13 protein-coding genes are annotated in these 17,162 nt (G+C 72.4%); 7 read left to right on the top strand and 6 right to left on the bottom strand.

The genetic code is table 11. The features are described from left to right. Positions 1-7 precede the first annotated feature (7 nt). Entirely contained in the window at positions 8-1,039 is a 1,032-nt protein-coding gene (locus tag ACWDY5_RS01405; protein ID WP_449720393.1) for a helix-turn-helix transcriptional regulator, read from the bottom strand. A 222-nt stretch (positions 1,040-1,261) separates the two neighbouring features. Here ACWDY5_RS01405 and ACWDY5_RS01400 point away from each other — a divergent pair, with 222 nt between their 5' ends. Continuing rightward, positions 1,262-1,822, top strand: coding sequence for a hypothetical protein (locus ACWDY5_RS01400; protein ID WP_449720392.1), 561 nt, complete (start codon positions 1,262-1,264; stop codon positions 1,820-1,822). A 208-nt stretch (positions 1,823-2,030) separates the two neighbouring features. Next, complete coding sequence (gene abc-f / locus ACWDY5_RS01395) at positions 2,031-3,653, top strand: ribosomal protection-like ABC-F family protein (RefSeq protein WP_449720391.1); 1,623 nt, start codon at positions 2,031-2,033, stop codon at positions 3,651-3,653. Position 3,654: 1 nt separating this feature from the next. Here the strand turns inward: abc-f and ACWDY5_RS01390 are convergent, their stop codons facing one another. After that, the gene (locus ACWDY5_RS01390) at positions 3,655-4,854 is read right to left on the bottom strand and encodes a cytochrome P450 (protein WP_449720390.1); all 1,200 of its coding nucleotides are present in this window, start codon (positions 4,852-4,854) and stop codon (positions 3,655-3,657) included. 276 nt (positions 4,855-5,130) lie between these two features. Between ACWDY5_RS01390 and ACWDY5_RS01385 the strand changes: the two genes are divergently transcribed. After that, positions 5,131-6,573 (top strand): epoxide hydrolase family protein, encoded by a 1,443-nt coding sequence (locus tag ACWDY5_RS01385; protein ID WP_449720389.1) that lies wholly within the window; start codon positions 5,131-5,133, stop codon positions 6,571-6,573. A gap of 1 nt (position 6,574) precedes the next feature. Here the strand turns inward: ACWDY5_RS01385 and ACWDY5_RS01380 are convergent, their stop codons facing one another. Then, on the bottom strand, positions 6,575-7,483 hold the full coding sequence (locus tag ACWDY5_RS01380; RefSeq protein WP_449720388.1) for a S1 family peptidase: 909 nt from the start codon (positions 7,481-7,483) through the stop codon (positions 6,575-6,577). A 106-nt stretch (positions 7,484-7,589) separates the two neighbouring features. Here ACWDY5_RS01380 and ACWDY5_RS01375 point away from each other — a divergent pair, with 106 nt between their 5' ends. After that, on the top strand, positions 7,590-9,371 hold the full coding sequence (locus ACWDY5_RS01375; protein ID WP_449720387.1) for a protein kinase domain-containing protein: 1,782 nt from the start codon (positions 7,590-7,592) through the stop codon (positions 9,369-9,371). 52 nt (positions 9,372-9,423) lie between these two features. Here ACWDY5_RS01375 and ACWDY5_RS01370 read toward each other — a convergent pair whose 3' ends face one another. Beyond that, positions 9,424-10,029, bottom strand: coding sequence for a helix-turn-helix domain-containing protein (locus ACWDY5_RS01370; protein WP_449720386.1), 606 nt, complete (start codon positions 10,027-10,029; stop codon positions 9,424-9,426). 68 nt (positions 10,030-10,097) lie between these two features. On the opposite strand from ACWDY5_RS01370, the gene ACWDY5_RS01365 reads away from it, so the two are divergent. The 3 genes from ACWDY5_RS01365 to ACWDY5_RS01355 are packed head-to-tail and all read left to right on the top strand — an operon-like array spanning position 10,098 to position 14,739. Next, a complete protein-coding gene (locus tag ACWDY5_RS01365) occupies positions 10,098-11,822 on the top strand; it encodes an ABC transporter ATP-binding protein (protein ID WP_449720385.1) in 1,725 nt (574 codons plus the stop codon). Then, positions 11,819-13,741 (top strand): ABC transporter ATP-binding protein, encoded by a 1,923-nt coding sequence (locus ACWDY5_RS01360; RefSeq protein ID WP_449720384.1) that lies wholly within the window; start codon positions 11,819-11,821, stop codon positions 13,739-13,741. The genes ACWDY5_RS01365 and ACWDY5_RS01360 overlap by 4 nt, the downstream gene beginning before the upstream one ends. After that, complete coding sequence (locus tag ACWDY5_RS01355; protein ID WP_449720383.1) at positions 13,738-14,739, top strand: methyltransferase; 1,002 nt, start codon at positions 13,738-13,740, stop codon at positions 14,737-14,739. Before ACWDY5_RS01360 ends, ACWDY5_RS01355 begins: the two co-directional genes overlap by 4 nt. Here ACWDY5_RS01355 and ggh read toward each other — a convergent pair. Both ggh and ACWDY5_RS01345 read right to left on the bottom strand, forming a co-directional pair. Next, a complete protein-coding gene (gene ggh, locus ACWDY5_RS01350) occupies positions 14,736-16,061 on the bottom strand; it encodes a glucosylglycerate hydrolase (protein WP_449720382.1) in 1,326 nt (441 codons plus the stop codon). The two genes, ACWDY5_RS01355 and ggh, sit on opposite strands and share 4 nt — an antisense overlap. Beyond that, positions 16,058-17,149 carry an ABC transporter ATP-binding protein gene (locus ACWDY5_RS01345; RefSeq protein WP_449720381.1) on the bottom strand — a complete coding sequence of 364 codons (1,092 nt, stop codon included), beginning with the start codon at positions 17,147-17,149 and terminating at the stop codon, positions 16,058-16,060. Before ACWDY5_RS01345 ends, ggh begins: the two co-directional genes overlap by 4 nt. Positions 17,150-17,162: the final 13 nt, after the last annotated feature.

Raw genomic sequence — 17,162 nt, 5'->3', positions numbered from 1 at the left:
CGCGGGGTCACCCGGCCAGCGCGGAGATCAGCTCGCCCCGGCCGCTGACGCCGGTCTTGCGGTACAGCGACTGGAGGTGCTCGCTGACGGTGTAGGCAGACAGCCCTAGGTGCCGGGCGATCAGCTTCGTCGGCGAGCCGTCCAGGGTGTGCTGGAGCACCAGCCGCTCTCTGGCGCTGATGTCGTACCACTGGCAGAACGAGGGCAGCACCAGCTCGCTGCCCGCCGACTCGATGATCACCGCGATCTGCCCGCCCTCGTCGCCGTCGAGGAACTGCCCGCGCGCCGCGGTCCACCGGCCGAAGGTCGCGGCGGGACCGACGAACGGCGCGGTCTGCGGCCGGACCCCGCGCAGCTGCAAGGAGATCAGCGCGGGCAGCCCGCCGCACCAGTCGCCGTCCGGGGCGTGCTCGCTCATCCGGGCCAGCCACTGGCGCGCCTGCGGTGTCATCGACCGGACCTGATGGTCGGGGCCGACGATCACCACCCCGGCCGGGACGGGCGGCGCGGTGGCGGCCAGTGGGGCGGCGGTGACGTGCCGGCGGAGGATGTCGATCAGCACCGCGGTGAGCCCGGCGACCAGGTTCACCTCGCCGGCATCGAAGGCCCTGCTGCCCGTGCCGCGCAGCAGGCTGATCGCACCCCACACTCCCCTGTTGTCCCGCAACAACATCCGCAGTTCGCACTCCACCCCGTGTCCGGCCAGCAGCCGCCGGATCTCCTTGTCTCCCTTGGGGTCCGCGCCGACCACCGCCGCGGGCACCGGCAGCGACTCCAGCACCTCGCGCGGATACGGGTCCACTCCGGAGAGGATCGCGGTGCCGAGCGCACGGGCGAAATCCCGTTCGTACCCGTGGATGAACCCGAAGGACGCCATCCGCGTGGTCATGGCCGGGCTCGAGCCGAACAGCTGGATTCCCTCGTGCGGCACCAGCGGCGCGATGACCGCGGAGACCAGCTGACCCAGTTCGCCCGCACCGGCTCCCGAGTCGGGAATCGTCGACAGCTGGCGGATGACGGCGGTCAGGGAGCGGATCACGCGGCGAGGATGGCCGGTGCGGCCAACGCGGGCAACACCTTCACCCAAAAGCCGGAACCGCTGCCTCAAAGTCCGCCCTCGTGATCATCGGCGCATTCCGCGTGACCGGTCAACCCCAAGAACTCGGGGTAGTGACCGCGCGGACGGCGTTCCTACCGTTGCCGGGTCACAGCAACCGCCCCGGCCTGCGATGCGGGGTGGCGAGAGAATGGTTTGCTACCTATGGGCATCAACCGGTTCTTCCGGAAGTTCGCCACGGTGTTCTTCGGAGCACTGCTCGGCCTCACCCTGCTCGGCGCGTCCCCGGCCAGTGCCGCGCGCCCGGCCAACGACGTGGAGTTCAAGGCGTTCAGCCTGTGGTTCTCCATCGGCGACCTGTCCAACTCGGGCTCCTGCATCCCGGCCTGGGCCACCATCCGCTACCGGGACCCGCACACCGGCAGCGACACCTGGACCCGTCTGGTCCGCACGAACGGCAACGGCTGCTCGAACAACGTGGAGCACCTGAACACCTGGGGCGACTTCCAGAACAACAACAGCCACGTGCAACTGGTGGGCGGCCCCGCACCCACCCGGCGCCTGTACTGGAAGGACATCACCAGCATCACGGCCACGGTGACCACGCCGAACACCCCGCCGGGGCGGAACAAGAACATCAGGGTGACCAAGTTCAACTTCGACGCCTTGGACACCAACAACAACTGGCACAACCTGTACAACGAGGACACCAACTTCGTCTTCGCGGACGGTCGCAACGACCGGGAGATGTTCATCAAGCACTGAGCACGGCTGACCGCGGCGGCTCCCCGACACCTTCCGGGGAGCCGCCGCGAAAGTGCTTGCCGGGGTCCGCGGCGTGGCTGCTATGCTGCCGGGGAAGATCGACATGAGGGAGTTCTGCCGTGCTGGGAGACGACGACATCTCCGGGTGAGACCCGAGAGCGCTGTTGTCCATGCCCCACATCCGCACGTCTTCTCCTGAGGTCTCGCCATGTCCGACGCCTTTGTCGTCTGTTCGAACCTGTCCTTCTCCTGGCCGGATGACACCCCGGTCTTCCAGGACCTCTCCGTCAGCCTGCCCGGCGGTTGCACCGGCCTGGTCGCGCCCAACGGCGCGGGCAAGAGCACGCTGCTCAAGCTCATCGCGGGCGAGCTGCGGCCCACCGGCGGCAGCGTGTCCGTCGACGGCGTGCTCGGTTACCTGCCGCAGAACCTGCCGCTGACCGGCGAGCTGACCGTGGCCGAGGTGCTGGGCATCGCCCCGGTACTGGCCGCGATCACCGCGGTGGAGTCCGGCGACGCCGCGGAGGAGCACTTCACCACCATCGGATCCGACTGGGACGTCGAGGAACGCACCCGCGCGCAGCTGGACCGGCTCGGACTGGGCGCGCTGGAGCTGGACCGGCGCCTGCACACGCTCAGCGGTGGGCAGATCGTCTCCCTCGGCCTGGCCGCGCAGCTGCTGAAGCGGCCGGACGTGCTGCTGCTGGACGAGCCGACCAACAACTTGGACCTGGCCGCGCGGCAGGCCCTCCACCAGGTGCTCGCCGACTGGCCGGGCTGCCTGCTGCTGGTCAGCCACGACCGGGCGCTGCTGGACCGGATGGACCGGATCGCCGAGCTGGACCGCGGCGAGATCCGCTTCCACGGCGGCAACTTCACCGACTACGAGGAAGCCGTGCGGGCCGAGCGCGAGGTGGCGGAGAAGAACATCCGCAACGCCGAGCAGGAGGTCAAGCGGGAGAAGCGGGAAATGCAGCAGGCCCGGGAGCGGGCGCAGAAGCGGGCGAGCAACGCCGCCCGCAACCTGAGCAACGCCGGCCTGCCGCGGATCTTCGCCGGGAACATGAAGCGCGGCGCCGAGGTGGCGGCGGGCAAGCAGAACGAGACGCACTCGGCCAGGGTCGGCGCGGCCAAGGCCAGGCTGGACGAGGCCGAGCGCTCGCTGCGCGAGGACCAGGCGATCACGCTGGAACTGCCGGAGACCACGGTGCCCGCCGGTCGCACCGTCTTCCTCGGCGAGGGCCTGCGGCTGCGGCTCGGCGAGCAGGACCTGTACGCGGGCGAGGGCATCGACCTGGCCATCCGCGGACCGGAGCGGATCGCGCTGACCGGCGGCAACGGGGCAGGCAAGTCCACCCTGCTGCGCCTGGTCATCGGCGACCTGGAGCCGGACGCCGGCCGGATCACCCGGCACCAGGGCCGGATCGCCTACCTGTCCCAGCGGCTGGACCTGCTCGACCCGGAACTAGGCGTGGCGGACAACCTGGCCAAGTTCGCCCCCGCGATGCCGCCCGCGCAGCGGATGAACCTGTTGGCCCGCTTCCTGTTCCGCGGTTCCCGGGTGCAGCTGCCGGTCGGCGCGCTCTCCGGCGGCGAACGGCTGCGCGCCACCCTGGCCTGCGTGCTCTACGCCGAGCCCGCGCCGCAGCTGCTGTTGCTGGATGAGCCGACCAACAACCTCGACCTGGTCAGCGTGAGCCAGCTGGAAAGCGCGCTCAACGCCTACCGGGGCGCGTTCGTGGTGGTCAGCCACGACGAACGGTTCCTGGCCGCGATCGGCGTTGAGCGCAGGCTCCAGCTCGGTGACGGGCGGCTCACCCAGACCAGCTGAGTCACCAGGTGACCGGCAGCCGGTGCACGCCGTAGACGTCCAGGCCGGTGCGCAGCGGCACCTCTTCGGCGGGCACGGCCAGGCGCAGGGTGGGGAAGCGGGTGAGCAGGGCCGGGATGGCCACCCGCAGCTCCACCCTGGCCAGCTGCTGGCCGAGGCACTGGTGGATGCCGTGCCCGAAGGCCAGGTGCGCGCCGGCGGAGCGGCTCAGGTCGAGCCGGTCGGGGTCGGGGTAGACCTGCGGGTCGCGGTTGGCGGCGTCCACGGCCAGCGCCACCGACTCCCCCGCCTTGACCAGCTGACCGTCCAGCTCGACGTCTTCGAGTGCGGTGCGCACGTTGCCGGAGACGATGGTGAGGTAGCGCAGCAGCTCCTCCACCGACCGGTCGGCCGAGCCGGGGTCGGCGCGCAGCGCGGCGAGCTGTTCTGGGTGCTGCAACAACGCGAAGACGCCGAGGCCGATCATGTTGGCGGTGGTGTCCAGCCCGGCGCCCAGCAGCAGCCCGCCGATCCGGGTGAGCTCCTCGTCGGTGAGGTCGGTGCCGGTCAGGTCGCTGAGCAGGTCGTCGGTGGGGCTGGCGCGCTTGGCCAGCACCAGGCCGTGCAGGATGGCGCCCAGCTCGCCCATGGCGGTGGCCTGCTCGGCCTCGGTGGCCGCGGGGTTGTTCAGGGTCTCGCTGTGCTGCCGGAACACGTGCCTGCCCTCGGCCGGCACGCCGAGCAGCTCGCAGATCACCAGCGCCGGGATGGGCTGGGCGTAGGCGGCCACCAGGTCCAGCGGGCCACCGGCCAGCTCCATCGCGTCCAGGTGCTCGGCGGCCAGCTGCTCCACCCCCTGGGTCAGCAGGTGCATCCGGCGGACGGTGAACTTGCCGGTGAGCAGCCTGCGGTAGCGGGTGTGCTCGGGGGCGTCCATGCCGATGAAGTCACCGGGCGGGGCAGGCGGGAACGCGCCGGGGGCGGCCGCGCGGGCGATCGGCGCGTGCATGATCTCGTAGCGCGAGCTGAACCGGGAATCGGCGAGCACCGCGCGGACCAGGCGGTGGCTGGTGGCCAGCCAGCCGAGGTGCCCGTCTCCGAAGACCAGCCGGGTCAGCGGCTGCCGCTCGCGCAGGCGGCCGAGCTCGGCTGGCGGGTCGAACGGGCAGCCGGCCGGCCGGTCGGTCGGCAGGGCGGGGACGGGGGTGGCGACCTCGGTCATGACAGCTCCTGGTGGGGTGATCTTCAGTTCGGCCCGAAAGTTAGGTCGCCGCCCAGGACCGGTCAATCAGCAATCTCTGATATTTCGCGTATTAGCAGTTCACCGGGTTCAACTCTTGCAATGGGCTTGTCGCTTAATGCAACCGGCGCGGCACCCTGTTTGCAATGGCTTGAAGCTGAATGCGGAGGCCTGCCCGTCGAACTACCGCAATTCCTGACCGCCGCACCGCAATCGCGCGCATGGGGCGGCGGCCGGATGCCTCCTAGCGTGTTGACCATGAACGAGTTCTCGGACGGAGGCCCATTGCCCAAGCCTGCCCCGTTCCCCGTGCACGTGCCGGAGGCCGACCTGGCCGACCTGCGCGAGCGCCTGGACCGGATGCGGCTGCCCGAGGCCGAGACGGTGCCGGATGACAGCCAGGGGATCAGGCTGTGGCGGCTGGCCACGTTGCTGGAGTCCTGGCGGGAACACGACTGGCGGGCCACCGAAGCCCGGATCAACGCGATCCCGCACTACCGGGTCTTCCTGGACGGGCTGGGCATCGCGTTCTGGCACGTGCGCTCGCCGGAACCGGACGCCCGTCCGCTGCTGCTGACCCACGGCTGGCCGGGTTCGGTGCTGGAGTTCGAGAGCGTGCTCGGACCGCTCAGCGATCCGGTGGCGCACGGCGGTTCCGCGCAGGACGCCTTCCACCTGGTGGTGCCCGCGCTGCCCGGTTTTGGCTTCAGCGAACGGCCCAGCGAGCCGGGCTGGCATCCCGGCCGCACGGCGCGGGCCTGGGCGGAGCTGATGACCGTGCTGGGCTACCACCACTTCGGCGCGCACGGCGGCGACTGGGGCGCCTGTGTGAGCACGGAGCTGGCCCGCATCGCCCCCGACCGGGTGACCGGTCTGCACCTGACCATGCCGCTGGCCTCTCCCCTGCCGCAGGACCGGATCACCCCCGGCCCGGCCGAACTGGACGCGCTGCACAAGCGGGACCACCACCTGGCCGAGGGCTACGGCTTCGCGCAGGTGATGGGCACCCGGCCGCAGACCATCGGCTACTCGCTGCTGGACTCACCGGCCGGGCTGGCCGCCTGGCTGGGCGAGAAGTTCGAGGCCTACGCCGACACCAGGCCGACGGTCGGCGGCGGGGTGAGCCTGGCCCAGCAGGTCGACCACCTCGCGCTGTACTGGCTGACCCGCACCGGCGCCTCCTCGGCCCGCTGGTACTGGGAGGCGATGCGCTGGGTGCCGCGCAGCGCGGAGCAGGAGAACGACCAGCCGGTGCTCGCCCCACCGCCTGCTCGATGTTCCCCGCTGATCCGTGGCCGACCGCGCGGCGCTGGGCGGAGCGGCGCTACCTGGACCTGCGGCGCTGGCGGGAGCTGGACCGGGGCGGTCACTTCCCTGGGCTGGAACAGCCGCGGACGCTGGTCTCGGAGATCAGGGCCGCCTTCCGCGTGCTGCGCGACGAACCAGCCGCCCTGGTCTGAACAACGCGTCAACAGTTCATCCGCAACGCGGGTGCAGAGTGGCCGGTGTTCGCTCGACCAAGGAGGTCCGATGCCACGCCGTCGCCCGTTCCTGCGCACCGCCGCGCTCGCTCTCGCCGTCGGCCTGGCCACCGCGTGCACGGTGGCCACCGTCACGGCGGGGCGGGCCGCCATCAGCCCGTCCACCAGCGCCCCCGGCGGTCAGTTGCCCGTCCCGCCGGGGGCGCTGGTGGACTACTGACTCACCCGCCGATCCGGGCGCCGACCGCGGTCAGCGCGGTGGTCACCGGCTGGAAGAACGTGGTCCCGCCGGTCTGGCAGTTGCCGCTGCCGCCGGAGGTCAGGCCGATCGCGCTGCCGTCCTGGGTGAACAGCGAGCCGCCGCTGTCACCCGGTTCGGCGCACACGGTGGTCTGGATCAGTCCGGTGACCGTGCCCTCCGGGTAGTTGACCGTGGCGCGCAGGCCGGTGACCCGGCCGTTGCGCAGGCCGGTGGTGCTGCCCATCCGGAACACCTGCTGGTTGACCCTGGCCTCGGCGGCGCGGCGGATCTGCACCAGCCTGCCGCCGCCCACGTCCACCGCGCTGGGTGACCTGGTGGCCGCGTTGTCGTAGGTGAGCAGGGCGAAGTCGCCGTTGCCCGGGAAGGTGGACTGCCGGGCGGTGGCCACCGGCGCGCCGCCCTGGGTCACCGACCAGCGGCGGGCCGAGGTGACGCAGTGGCCCGCGGTGAGGATGGCCGGCGCGCCGTTGTTGGTGGTCACGTTGAAGCCCAGCGAGCAGCGGGAGCCGCCGCCGAAGATGGCGTCGCCGCCCTCGGCGAACAGGCGGAACGCGCCGGTGGAGCGCTGCACCCTGACCTTGTCGCCGCCGATGGACCGGACCGCGGACATCAGCGTGTCCCACCTGCCGCCCTGGACCGTGCTGTCCGCGGTGACCAGCACCTGTCCGGTGTCCGGGTCGGTGGCCCAGGCGGTGCCGGGGATGGCCGCCTTGGCGCGCAGGGTCTCGGTGGGGTTGACCTCGGGAACCGGGGCCGTGTCGGTCGCGTAGGCCTGGGGCAGGGCCACCGCCGCCGCGCCCGCGAGGACCACCGCGGCCGAGATGGCCACGATCTTCGTCCGGGGGATCTTCCTGTGCCGTGGACGCATTGCCTTGACCTCCGCGCCTGTCGAGTCGGTGTTGCGGAGAAGTACGGACCGACCCGGTCGGTCAGTTCAGTCCAATCGATGTACGGCCGGTTTGTACGATCTGCTGGTGAGTGATCGGGTGATCGCCGGCCGTTACCGGCTGGACCGGCGGATCGGCGCGGGCGGCATGGGCGTGGTGTGGCAGGCCACCGACCTGGAACTGGGCCGCGTGGTGGCGCTCAAGCACTCGCAGCAGGGCGACCACGGCCAGATCCGGCGGGAGGCGCGGATCGTGGCCGGGTTGCAGCACCCGCACGTGATCGCGGTGCACGACGTGGTCCTGGACGGCGAGGACCGCTGGCTGGTGATGGAGTACCTGCCCTCGCGCACGCTCTCGGCGGTCCTGGCCGAGGACGGGCCGCTGCCGCCGAAGCGGGCGGCGCGGATCGGCGCGCAGGTGGCCGACGCGCTGGCCGCGATGCACCAGCGCGGCATCGTGCACCGCGACATCAAGCCGTCCAACGTGCTGGTCACCGCGGAAGACGAGGCCAAGCTCACCGACTTCGGCATCGCCCGCTGGGCCGAGGTCACCCAGACCAGCAGCGGCCTGATCGGCGGCACCCCCGGCTACCTGGCTCCCGAGGTGGCCAACGGCGAGCAGGCTGGCCCCGCCGCGGACGTGTTCTCCTTGGGCGCCAGCCTGTTCACCGCGGTCGAGGGCCGTTCCCCTTGGGGCAGCGAGGAACAGGGCCCCTTCGGTCAGCTGCGCCGGGCCGCCGGCGGTGACCTGGAGCCGGGCACGCGGGCCGGTCCGCTCGCGCCGGTGCTGAGCCAGTTGCTGGCGCGGGCTCCCGCAGACCGGCCCACCGCGCTGGCGGCCAAGGGACTGCTGGAGGAGCTCACCGGCGACCACACGCCGACCACACCGCTGCGGGTGCGCAACCCCAAGACCCGCAAGCGGGTGCTGCTGGGCGCGGCGGTGGTGGCCGCGGCGGCGCTGGTGGCCGGGCTGACGGTGTGGCTGAGCGATCCGGCGGACCAGGGCACCATGGGCGATCCGCGCACCGCGGACCCGTGCGGGCTGGTCGACCCGCAGTCCTTCGCCCAGTACGGCACCGCGACCGTGAACTCCGAGTACGGCGACTTCCACATGTGCAGCACGCTGATCAAGATGCCCCATGACGAGCACGACGTCGTGGACGTCACCGTGGAGCTCAAAGGCCCGCCGGAACACCCGGTCAGGCCGCACACCCCCGGTCAGATCGGCCAGCCCGACCGGCCGCCGCTGAAGGGCGAGACCTGCCAGCGGTTCGTGCGCACCGCCGACGGCAACGAGATCAAGATCGCCGCCCGGCACCGGGAGGGCAAGCGCGCCGACATCATGTGCGCCATCGCCGAGACCATGCTCAACGGCGTGCTCACCCAGCTCTTCCGCGGCCCGGTGCCACGCCGCGCGCCCTTCGCCGCCAACTCCATCGGCAACCTCAGGGCCTGCGACCTGCTGACCGACGCCGAGGTGCGCAAGGCGGTCGGCGAGCCTGGCAGCAAGCCGGAGACCGACTTCGGCGACTGGATCTGCTACTGGCAGGACCGCGAGCCGCTGGAGGCCGACATCAGGCTCATCCGGACCGGCGAACAGGAGGACGGCGAGGACGGCCGGAAGGTCAAGATCGGCGGCCGGGACGCCTTCGTGGAGGAGGAGGTCGCGGACGAGGAGCGGGCCGGAAACTGCGAGATCGACCTCGTGCACCGGCGCTACTTCAAGGAGTCCGGGTCCGGCGATCAGTGGATGGAGGTCGCGCTGGTGAGCGTGGCGGACACCACGGTCGGCGGGCTGCCGATGGCGGAGCTGTGCGCGCGGGCCACCGCGCTGGCCGAGGCCGTGGTCAAGCGACTGCCCAACCCCTGACCAGCGTCGCCCAGCCCGCCGGTCACCGAGCCTGCCCGCGGCTTGCCGTCGGTCACCGGGCCTGCCCGCCGGGTTCCTTGCGGTCCCGGTAAGCCCGCTGGCGGCAAGCTGGCGAGCAGTACCGCCGGGGCCGGCCCCTGGACCCGTTCGGCAGCGGCCCCGCGCAGCTCGGGCACCGCGTTTCGTCACTCTCGACCGGCTTTTCATCACGCCGGGCGGCCAGCGCGGCCGAGACCAGGCCGGGCTGCGGCAGCCTGCCCCGTGGCGTGTGCGCGGTGAGCTCGTGGTCTAGGTACGGGCACTCGGTCACGTCGTCATCGGTGCAGCTGAGCAGGTGCTGCAGGTACTCGCGGGCGGCGGTGAGCTGGTCGATCCGGCTGCCCAGCTCCTCGATCTGGGTGGTCACCGTCTGCCGCCAGTCCTCGTTGCGCGCCTTGCCCGAAGCCACCGCGGCGGCCTGGGCCAGCGGCATCATCCCGGTCACGCAGCACAGGTAGGCCACGCCGATCCGGCGCAGGTCCGACTCGCGGTAGCGGCGCTGGGCACCGTCGCGTTCCGGCGGCCCGAGCAGGCCGCGTTCCTCCCACCAGCGCAGGGTCGAGGGAGCCAGGTCGTACAGCGCGGCGGCGGCGCCGATGGGCACGGCGGGATCGGTCACCCCACCAGTTGACATCAAGTGCACTTGAACCGACAAGGTCTTAGGCAAGCCTAACCTTGGGGGTTTGAATGGTTGTCCAAGACGCCGGTCCACGCCTGCTGCGGCCGGTGCGGGCGCATCTACTCGGCTGCGCGGCGCTGTCCGCGCTGGGCGAGGCGGCCGGGCTCGTGCCCTACCTCGCGGTCGCGGAAATCGCGCGCTCGGCGTTGACCGGGGCCGTTGGCGCGGTGTGGTGGTGGGCGGTGGCCGGGGCGCTGGGCGCACTGCTGCGGCTGGTGCTGCTCGGCCTGTCCTCGCACCTCGGCCACCACGCCGACGCGCGCATGCTGCACCACCCGCGCGGCCGGATCGTGCGCCACTTGGGCGTGCTGCCGCTGGGCTGGTTCCGCTCGGCGGGCTCCGGCCAGGTCAAGAAGGCGATGACCGGCGACCTGGAGGACATGCACAACCTGTTCGCGCACTCCCTCGGCGAGCTGGTCGGCGCGGTCACCGCGACCGTGCTGGGCTTCGGCTACCTGGTGCTGGTGGACTGGCGGCTGGCGCTGGTCACGCTCGCGGTCCCGGCGGTGGCGCTGCTCTGCTACCGGGTGGCGATGCGCTCCATGCCGCAGCACCTGGCCCGGCTGCTGATCGCCGAACGGGAGGTCAGCGCGGCGGCGGTGGAGTACGGCGACGGCATCGTGGTGGCCAAGACCTTCGGCGCGGGCGGCCGGGTGCTGGACCGCTTCACCACGGCCGTGCGCGAGCAGCGAGGTGCCTTCCGGGTGTGGGTGGACGAGGTCCGGCACAGCTCCGCGCTCAACCGGGTGCTGGGCTCGGAGCTCACCACGCTCGCGGTGGTGCTCGCGGTCGGCCTGCCGATGGTGGCCGCGGGCGGGCTGGCCGCGCCGGACCTGTTGCCGTTCCTGGTGGTCGGCCTGGTGCTGCCGAACGCGCTGTTGCCGCTGGTGCACGGCGGCATCGGCCTGCGCACCGCGCGGGTGGCCGCCGGGCACATCGAGGGCCTGCTCGCTCGCCCGGGCCTGCCCGAACCCGAACGGCCGCGACGGCCGGACGGGCACCGGGTGGAGTTCGACCGGGTCAGCTTCTCCTACGACGGCGTGACCAACGCGCTCACCGGGTTCAGCGCGGTGTGCGAACCGGGCACGGTGACCGCGCTGGTCGGCCCCTCCGGCGCCGGGAAGTCCACGGTGGCGGCGTTGTTGCCGCGCTTCTACGAGGTCAGCGACGGCGCGATCCGGATCGGCGGCGTGGACGTCCGCGAGATCGCCCCGGCTGAGCTGTTGTCCTTGCTGGCGCTGGTGTTCCAGGACGTGGTGCTGCTGAGTGACACGGTGACCGAGAACATCCGGAGCGCCCGGCCGGAGGCCACCGACGCGCAGGTGCGGGCCGCGGCCGAGGCGGCCCAGATCCATCAGGTGATCATGGCACTGCCGAAGGGCTACGACACCGTGCTGGACGCGGGTTCCGGCGGTCTCTCCGGCGGGGAGCGGCAGCGGCTGACCATCGCCCGCGCGCTGCTGGCCGACGCGCCGATCGTGGTGCTGGACGAGGCCACCGCCGCGTTGGACCCGGACAGCGAGGCCACGGTGCCGGACGCACTGTCCACATTGGTCACCGGCCGGACCGTGCTGGTGATCGCGCACCGCCTGCACACCATCGCCACGGCCGACCAGATCCTGGTGCTGGACAACGGCCACCTGGTCGAACGCGGCACCCATCCCGAACTCCTCGCCCGATCAGGCTTGTACGCGCGCCTGTGGCAGGCCCAGCGGAACGGAGAACACGCATGACCGGCCAGCTCCGCCGGTTGTGGCCGGAACCGGGGCCGCTGCTGCGCTTAGCGGTGTTGCAGGCGCTGCTCGCGGTGCTGCAAGGCCTGTTGCTGGGCTTGCTGTTCCCGGTCCTGCGCGCGGTGCTGCGCCCGGAACCGGACTTCGCCGCGGCCATGCCCTGGCTGCTGGCCGGCGCGGGCGGGGTGCTGCTGCACTGGGCGCTCAGCGTGGTGGCCACCCCGGTCGGTTTCGCGGCCAGCGGCGAGCTGGGCGTGCAGCTGCGACTGCGGCTGATGGCCCAGCTGACCACCTTGCCGCTGAGCTGGTTCACCGCCGAGGCCAAGGGCACCTTCGCCCGCACGGTGACCAGCGCGGCCACCGCGATCTCCCGGCTGTGCGTGGTGGTCGGCGGGCCGGTGATCACCTGCACGCTGGTGCCGCTCACGGTCACCGCGGTCACCTTCGCGGTGGACTGGCGGCTGGGCCTGGTGCTGCTGGCCACCCTGCCGCCTGCCGTCCTGCTGCTGCGCCGCTGCCGCCGCGGCACCGCGCTGGCCTGTGCGGACATGGGAGAGGCCGCGAACGAGATCGCCGCCCGCGCGATCGAGTACGGCCAGGCCCAGCCGGTGCTGCGCGCGGCGGGACAGGCCGGGACCGGCACCCGGCAGATGAGTGCGGCGCTGGCCGAGCACCACCGGCGCTACGCCCGCACGCTCAACGCCGCGCTGCTGCCCACGCTGTCGGTGACCGCTGTGGTCGCGCTCGGGTTCGTCGCGGTGCTCGCCCTCGGCGTGCACTTCCTGCTCTCCGGCTCGCTCGCGGTGCCGGACACGGTCGCGCTGCTGGTGCTCGCGGTCCGCTTCCTGGAGCCGCTGGGCGCGCTGGCCGGGCACGCGCACGGCCTCGGCGCACTGGACTACGGCCTGGACCGGGTGGCGCGGGTGCTGCGCACTCCCCCGCTGCCCGCCGCCACCGATCCGGTGCCGCGCCCCGCGCACAGCGGGATCGACCTGGTGGACGTCCGGCTCGAGTACCTGCCGGGGCGGCCCGCGCTGGCCGGGGTGAACCTGCACTGCCCGCCGGGTTCGACCACCGCGCTGGTCGGGCCGTCCGGCTCGGGCAAGACCACGGTGATCCGGCTGATCGCCCGCTTCCTGGACACCACCGAGGGCGTGGTGCTGGTGGGTGGGCAGGACGTGCGCGACTACGACCACGAGCAGCTGCTCGGCGAGATCGCGATCGTGTTCCAGGAGGTCTACCTGTTCGACACCACCATCGAGGAGAACCTGCGCCTGGCCCGGCCGGACGCCACCGCGGCCGAACTGGCCGAGGCGACGCGGGCCGCGCGGCTGGACGAGGTGGTCGACCGCCTGCCCGAGGGCTGGCGGACCAGGGTCGGCGAGGGCGGGGCGCAGCTCTCCGGCGGGGAGCGGCAGCGGGTGGCCATCGCCCGCGCCTTCCTCAAGCAAGCGCCGATCGTGCTCATCGACGAGGCCGCCTCCGCGCTGGACGCGGAGAACGAGCAGGCCATCAGCCAGGCCATCGCGGCACTGGCCGCCGATCCCCGCCGCACCGTGCCAGGCCGTGTCGCCCAAGCCCCGTCTGCGGGAGTCGTGATCGGTTTGGTCGCTGGCGGTGCGGCCGGGACACCCTCATACCTGGCGTATTCGGGCGTTCCGGCCGTGCCGCCAGCGACCGAACCGGCGCGACTCCCGCGGGCGGGGCTTTGGCGACACGGCCTAGCGATCGCGCACCGCCCCACCACCCTGGCCGCGGCCGACCAGGTGGTCGCGCTGGAAGCCGGGCGCGTGGTGGAGAGCGGCACCCCCGCGGAGCTGCTGCGCACCCAGGGCGCGTTCGCCCGCATCCACCGGCAGTACGAACAGGCGCGCGGCTGGCGGATCGGCGCGCGCGAACAGGAAGGAGCACCCAGATGACGGTGTCCACAGTGGTCCAGCTGCTCAAGGGAGCGGCGGTCACCCAGGTGGTCGGCGTGGCCGCCCGCCTCGGCGTGCCGGACGCCCTCGGACCGCACCCCCGCCCCGCCGCCGAGATCGGCGCGGCCTGCGGACTCCCGGCGGAGCAGGCGGTCCGGCTGCTGCGGGCGATGGCCGACCTCGGCCTGTGCGTGGAGCACGACCGCGGCTTCACCGCCACCGAGGACGGCGACCTGCTGCGGTCCGATGTGGACGGTTCACTGCACGCCTACGCCCTGCTGGCCAGCCACCCCACCGCGCTGGAACCCCTGTCCCGCCTGGAGTTCAGCCTGCGCACCGGCCGCGCGGCCTTCCCCGAGGTGTTCGGGCGCGGGGTGTTCGAGCACTTCGCCGCCGACCCGGAGCTGGCCGCGCTCTACAACACCGCGATGGGCCAGCCCACCCGGCACATCGCCGAGTCACTGCCCGCCCACTACGACTTCGGCCGGTTCAGCTCGGTCACCGACGTCGGCGGCGGCGACGGCACCCTGCTGATCACCCTGCTCCGCCACTTCCCTTCGTTGCGCGGCCTGGTCTTCGACACCGAGACCGCCATCCCGCAGGCGGCCAGGGCGGTGCGCAGGGCCGGGCTGGCGGACCGCTGCGGCACCCAGGCCGGGGACTTCTTCGAGGCGGTGCCCCAGGGTTCGGACCTGCTGGTGCTCAAGTGGATCTTGCACGACTGGGATGACGAGGCGGCCACCCGGATCCTGGCCAACTGCCGGGCCGCGCTGCCCGCGCACGGCCGGGTGCTCATCGTGGACGACGTGCTCCCCGAACGCGGCAACCCGGGCCAGCCAAGGGATCCGGCGCTGAAGGACCTCAGCATGCTGGTGCTCTACGGCGGCCGGGAGCGCACCAGGACGGAGTTCGAGCGGCTCTGTTCGGACGCGGGACTGGTGGTGACCGAGGTGGTTCGCGAGGACGGGCTGAGCCTGGTGGAGGCGGCTCCCGCCTAGCAGAGCCAGTCCAGGACCACCGCCGCGGTCCAGGACTGGTCCAGGCTGCCCAGGGGTCGGCCGGTGAGCGGGTGGTAGTACTCGGCGAAGGTGCCGTCCGCGCACAGCCGGATGCCCTCGGCGCGCTGCTTCTCCGCCTGTTCGGTCCAGCCGCGCCTGGCGAAGGCCCAGCTGAACAGCCAGGCCATCACCGGCCACTGTGGACCGCGCCAGTACTGGCGGGGCCGGAACGCCGGGTCCGAGGGCGCGGTGGAGGGCAGCACGGCGGCGGCCAGGTCCGGGTGCCCGCACCAGTCTGGTCCGTCCACAATGGACAGCAGGTGCTGTTCCGCTTGGCCGTCAAGGCCGCCGCAGAGCAGTGGGGCGAAACCGGCGAGGGTGCGGGTGGCGATCCACTCGCCGGTGCGGAAGTCCCGGTCCCTGGCCAGGCCGGTGGCCGGGTCCACCGTGGCCGCGACGGCGGCACGGCTACGGTGGGCCCAGCCTGCCAGCTCCGCGACCATGCTCGCGGGCTGGCCGATCTGCTCGCCCAGCTCCGCGAGCACCTCGCAGGCCAGGGCGAAGATCGCGGTGAAGAAGACGTCGCCGACCAGGAAGCTCGAGCCGCGCACCACCCGGCCGGGGTGGTAGCCGACCCGGCGCATCTCCTCCACCAGCCACAGGTAGCGGTCGTACTCGGCGTCGGAGGGCCGCATCCCGGCCTCGACCAGGCGCAGGTCCCGGCGGACGTAGGGCGGCAGGTCGGGACCGGGGCGCACGTTGGCGTAGGCGGGGTCCCAGCGCGGCGAGTTGTCCATACCGGACTCCCAGCCGTGCACGATCGCCAGCAGGCCCTCGCCACCGGGGTCGCGGTGCTCGGCCAGCCAGTGGTGCCAGGCGAACAGCTTCGGCCAGGCCCGCCATACGAAGTCCTCGGCCACCGCCCGGTCGAGGCCGCCGCGGCCGCGGGCGATCTCCAGCAGCCGGTGCACCGCGATGGCGTGCACCGGCGGCTGGCAGATGCCGGAGGTGCGCACCCGGCGCGGGGCCTGCGCGCTGAGCTCCTGCGCGCCCCAGCGGTCCGGTCCGGGGAAGTAGTCCGCGGCCTGCTGGCTGTACACGATGTGCGGCAGCATCCCGCCGCGCCACTGGGCGGCGAACAGGGTGTCCAGCTCGGCGCAGGCGCGGCCGACGTCCAGGTGGGCCAGGCCGATGGCGATGAAGGCCGCGTCCCAGCTCCACATGTGCGGGTACAGCTGCGGCGCGGCGGTGACCAGCGCGCCGGTGTCGTTGCCGCGCAACACGTAGGCCGCGCGGGCGGTCAGCGGCGGGGCGAGGATCACGCGGTCTCCAGCAGCAGGTGGGTTTCCGGGTCGTACCAGCGGCAGCGCTCGGCGGGCAGGGTCAGCGTCAGGCGGTCGCCGGGGGTGGCGCGGAAGTCGGCAGGGGCCTGCACCTTGAGCTGGTGGCCGGACAAGGTCAGGGTCAGCAGCACCGCGGAACCCAGCGGTTCGAAGACCTCCAGCTCGGCGCCGAGGCCTTCGGGGGCACCCCCAGTGGCGACCCCGAAGGCCTCGGGCCGGACCCCCAGTCTCAGCACGCGGCCGGTGTAGCCGCGCAAGGATTCCGGCACGGCCACGGTGTGCGCGCCGAGGTCGAGCCGGAGCGCGCCCGCGCTGTCCCGCACCACGGTGCCGGTGAGGAAGTTCATCGGCGGGCTGCCGATGAAGCCGCCGACGAACTCCTCGGCAGGCTGGTCGTAGACGGTGGTGGGCGCGTCGCACTGCACGATCCGGCCCTGCCGCATCACCGCCACCCGGTCGCCCAGGGAGAGCGCCTCCACCTGGTCGTGGGTGACGTAGAGCGTGGTGGTGCCCAGTTCGGCGACCAGCTTCTTCAGCTCGGCCCGGAAGGACAGCCGCAGCAGAGCGTCCAAATTGGACAGTGGCTCGTCCATCAGCAGCACCTCGGCGTCCATCACGATGGCCCGCGCCACCGCCACCCGCTGCCGCTGCCCGCCGGAGAGCTTGGCCGGGTAGCGGTCCAGGTACGGGGTCAGCTGGAGCACCTCGGCCGCCCAGGCCACCTTGCGCTTGATCTCGGCCGGGTCGGTCCCGCGCATGCGCAGCCCGAAGCCGATGTTGTCGGCGACCCTGCGGTGCGGGAACACCGCGTAGGACTGGAACACCATGGACAGGTTGCGCCTGCGCGGTTCCAGGTAGGTGACGTCCTTGCCGCCGATGACGATCTGCCCGCCGTCGGGCAGCTCCAGCCCGGCCACCATGCGCAGCAACGTGGTCTTGCCGCAGCCGGAGGGGCCGAGCAGCACCATGAACTCGCCGTCGGCCACGTGCAGGCTGACCTCGTCGGTGGCCTTTGTGGTGCCGCCGGGGTAGGTCTTGACCAGGTTGTGCAGTGCGATCTCTGCCATCGGGATGGGCGCT

The organism is Crossiella sp. NPDC003009 (assembly GCF_053591555.1).
Note: the sequence above shows the minus strand (reverse complement) of the source record. Positions and strands in the feature narration are given on the sequence as shown.

What these genes read in the sequence shown, in the direction of transcription:
- ACWDY5_RS01400 (WP_449720392.1), top strand. Translation starts at nt 1,262, where the DNA reads ATGGGCATCAACCGGTTCTTCCGGAAGTTCGCCACGGTGTTCTTCGGA.
- abc-f (WP_449720391.1), top strand. Translation starts at nt 2,031, where the DNA reads ATGTCCGACGCCTTTGTCGTCTGTTCGAACCTGTCCTTCTCCTGGCCG.
- ACWDY5_RS01390 (WP_449720390.1), bottom strand. Translation starts at nt 4,854, where the DNA reads ATGACCGAGGTCGCCACCCCCGTCCCCGCCCTGCCGACCGACCGGCCG.
- ACWDY5_RS01385 (WP_449720389.1), top strand. Translation starts at nt 5,131, where the DNA reads ATGAACGAGTTCTCGGACGGAGGCCCATTGCCCAAGCCTGCCCCGTTC.
- ACWDY5_RS01380 (WP_449720388.1), bottom strand. Translation starts at nt 7,483, where the DNA reads ATGCGTCCACGGCACAGGAAGATCCCCCGGACGAAGATCGTGGCCATC.
- ACWDY5_RS01365 (WP_449720385.1), top strand. Translation starts at nt 10,098, where the DNA reads ATGGTTGTCCAAGACGCCGGTCCACGCCTGCTGCGGCCGGTGCGGGCG.
- ACWDY5_RS01360 (WP_449720384.1), top strand. Translation starts at nt 11,819, where the DNA reads ATGACCGGCCAGCTCCGCCGGTTGTGGCCGGAACCGGGGCCGCTGCTG.
- ACWDY5_RS01355 (WP_449720383.1), top strand. Translation starts at nt 13,738, where the DNA reads ATGACGGTGTCCACAGTGGTCCAGCTGCTCAAGGGAGCGGCGGTCACC.
- ACWDY5_RS01345 (WP_449720381.1), bottom strand. Translation starts at nt 17,149, where the DNA reads ATGGCAGAGATCGCACTGCACAACCTGGTCAAGACCTACCCCGGCGGC.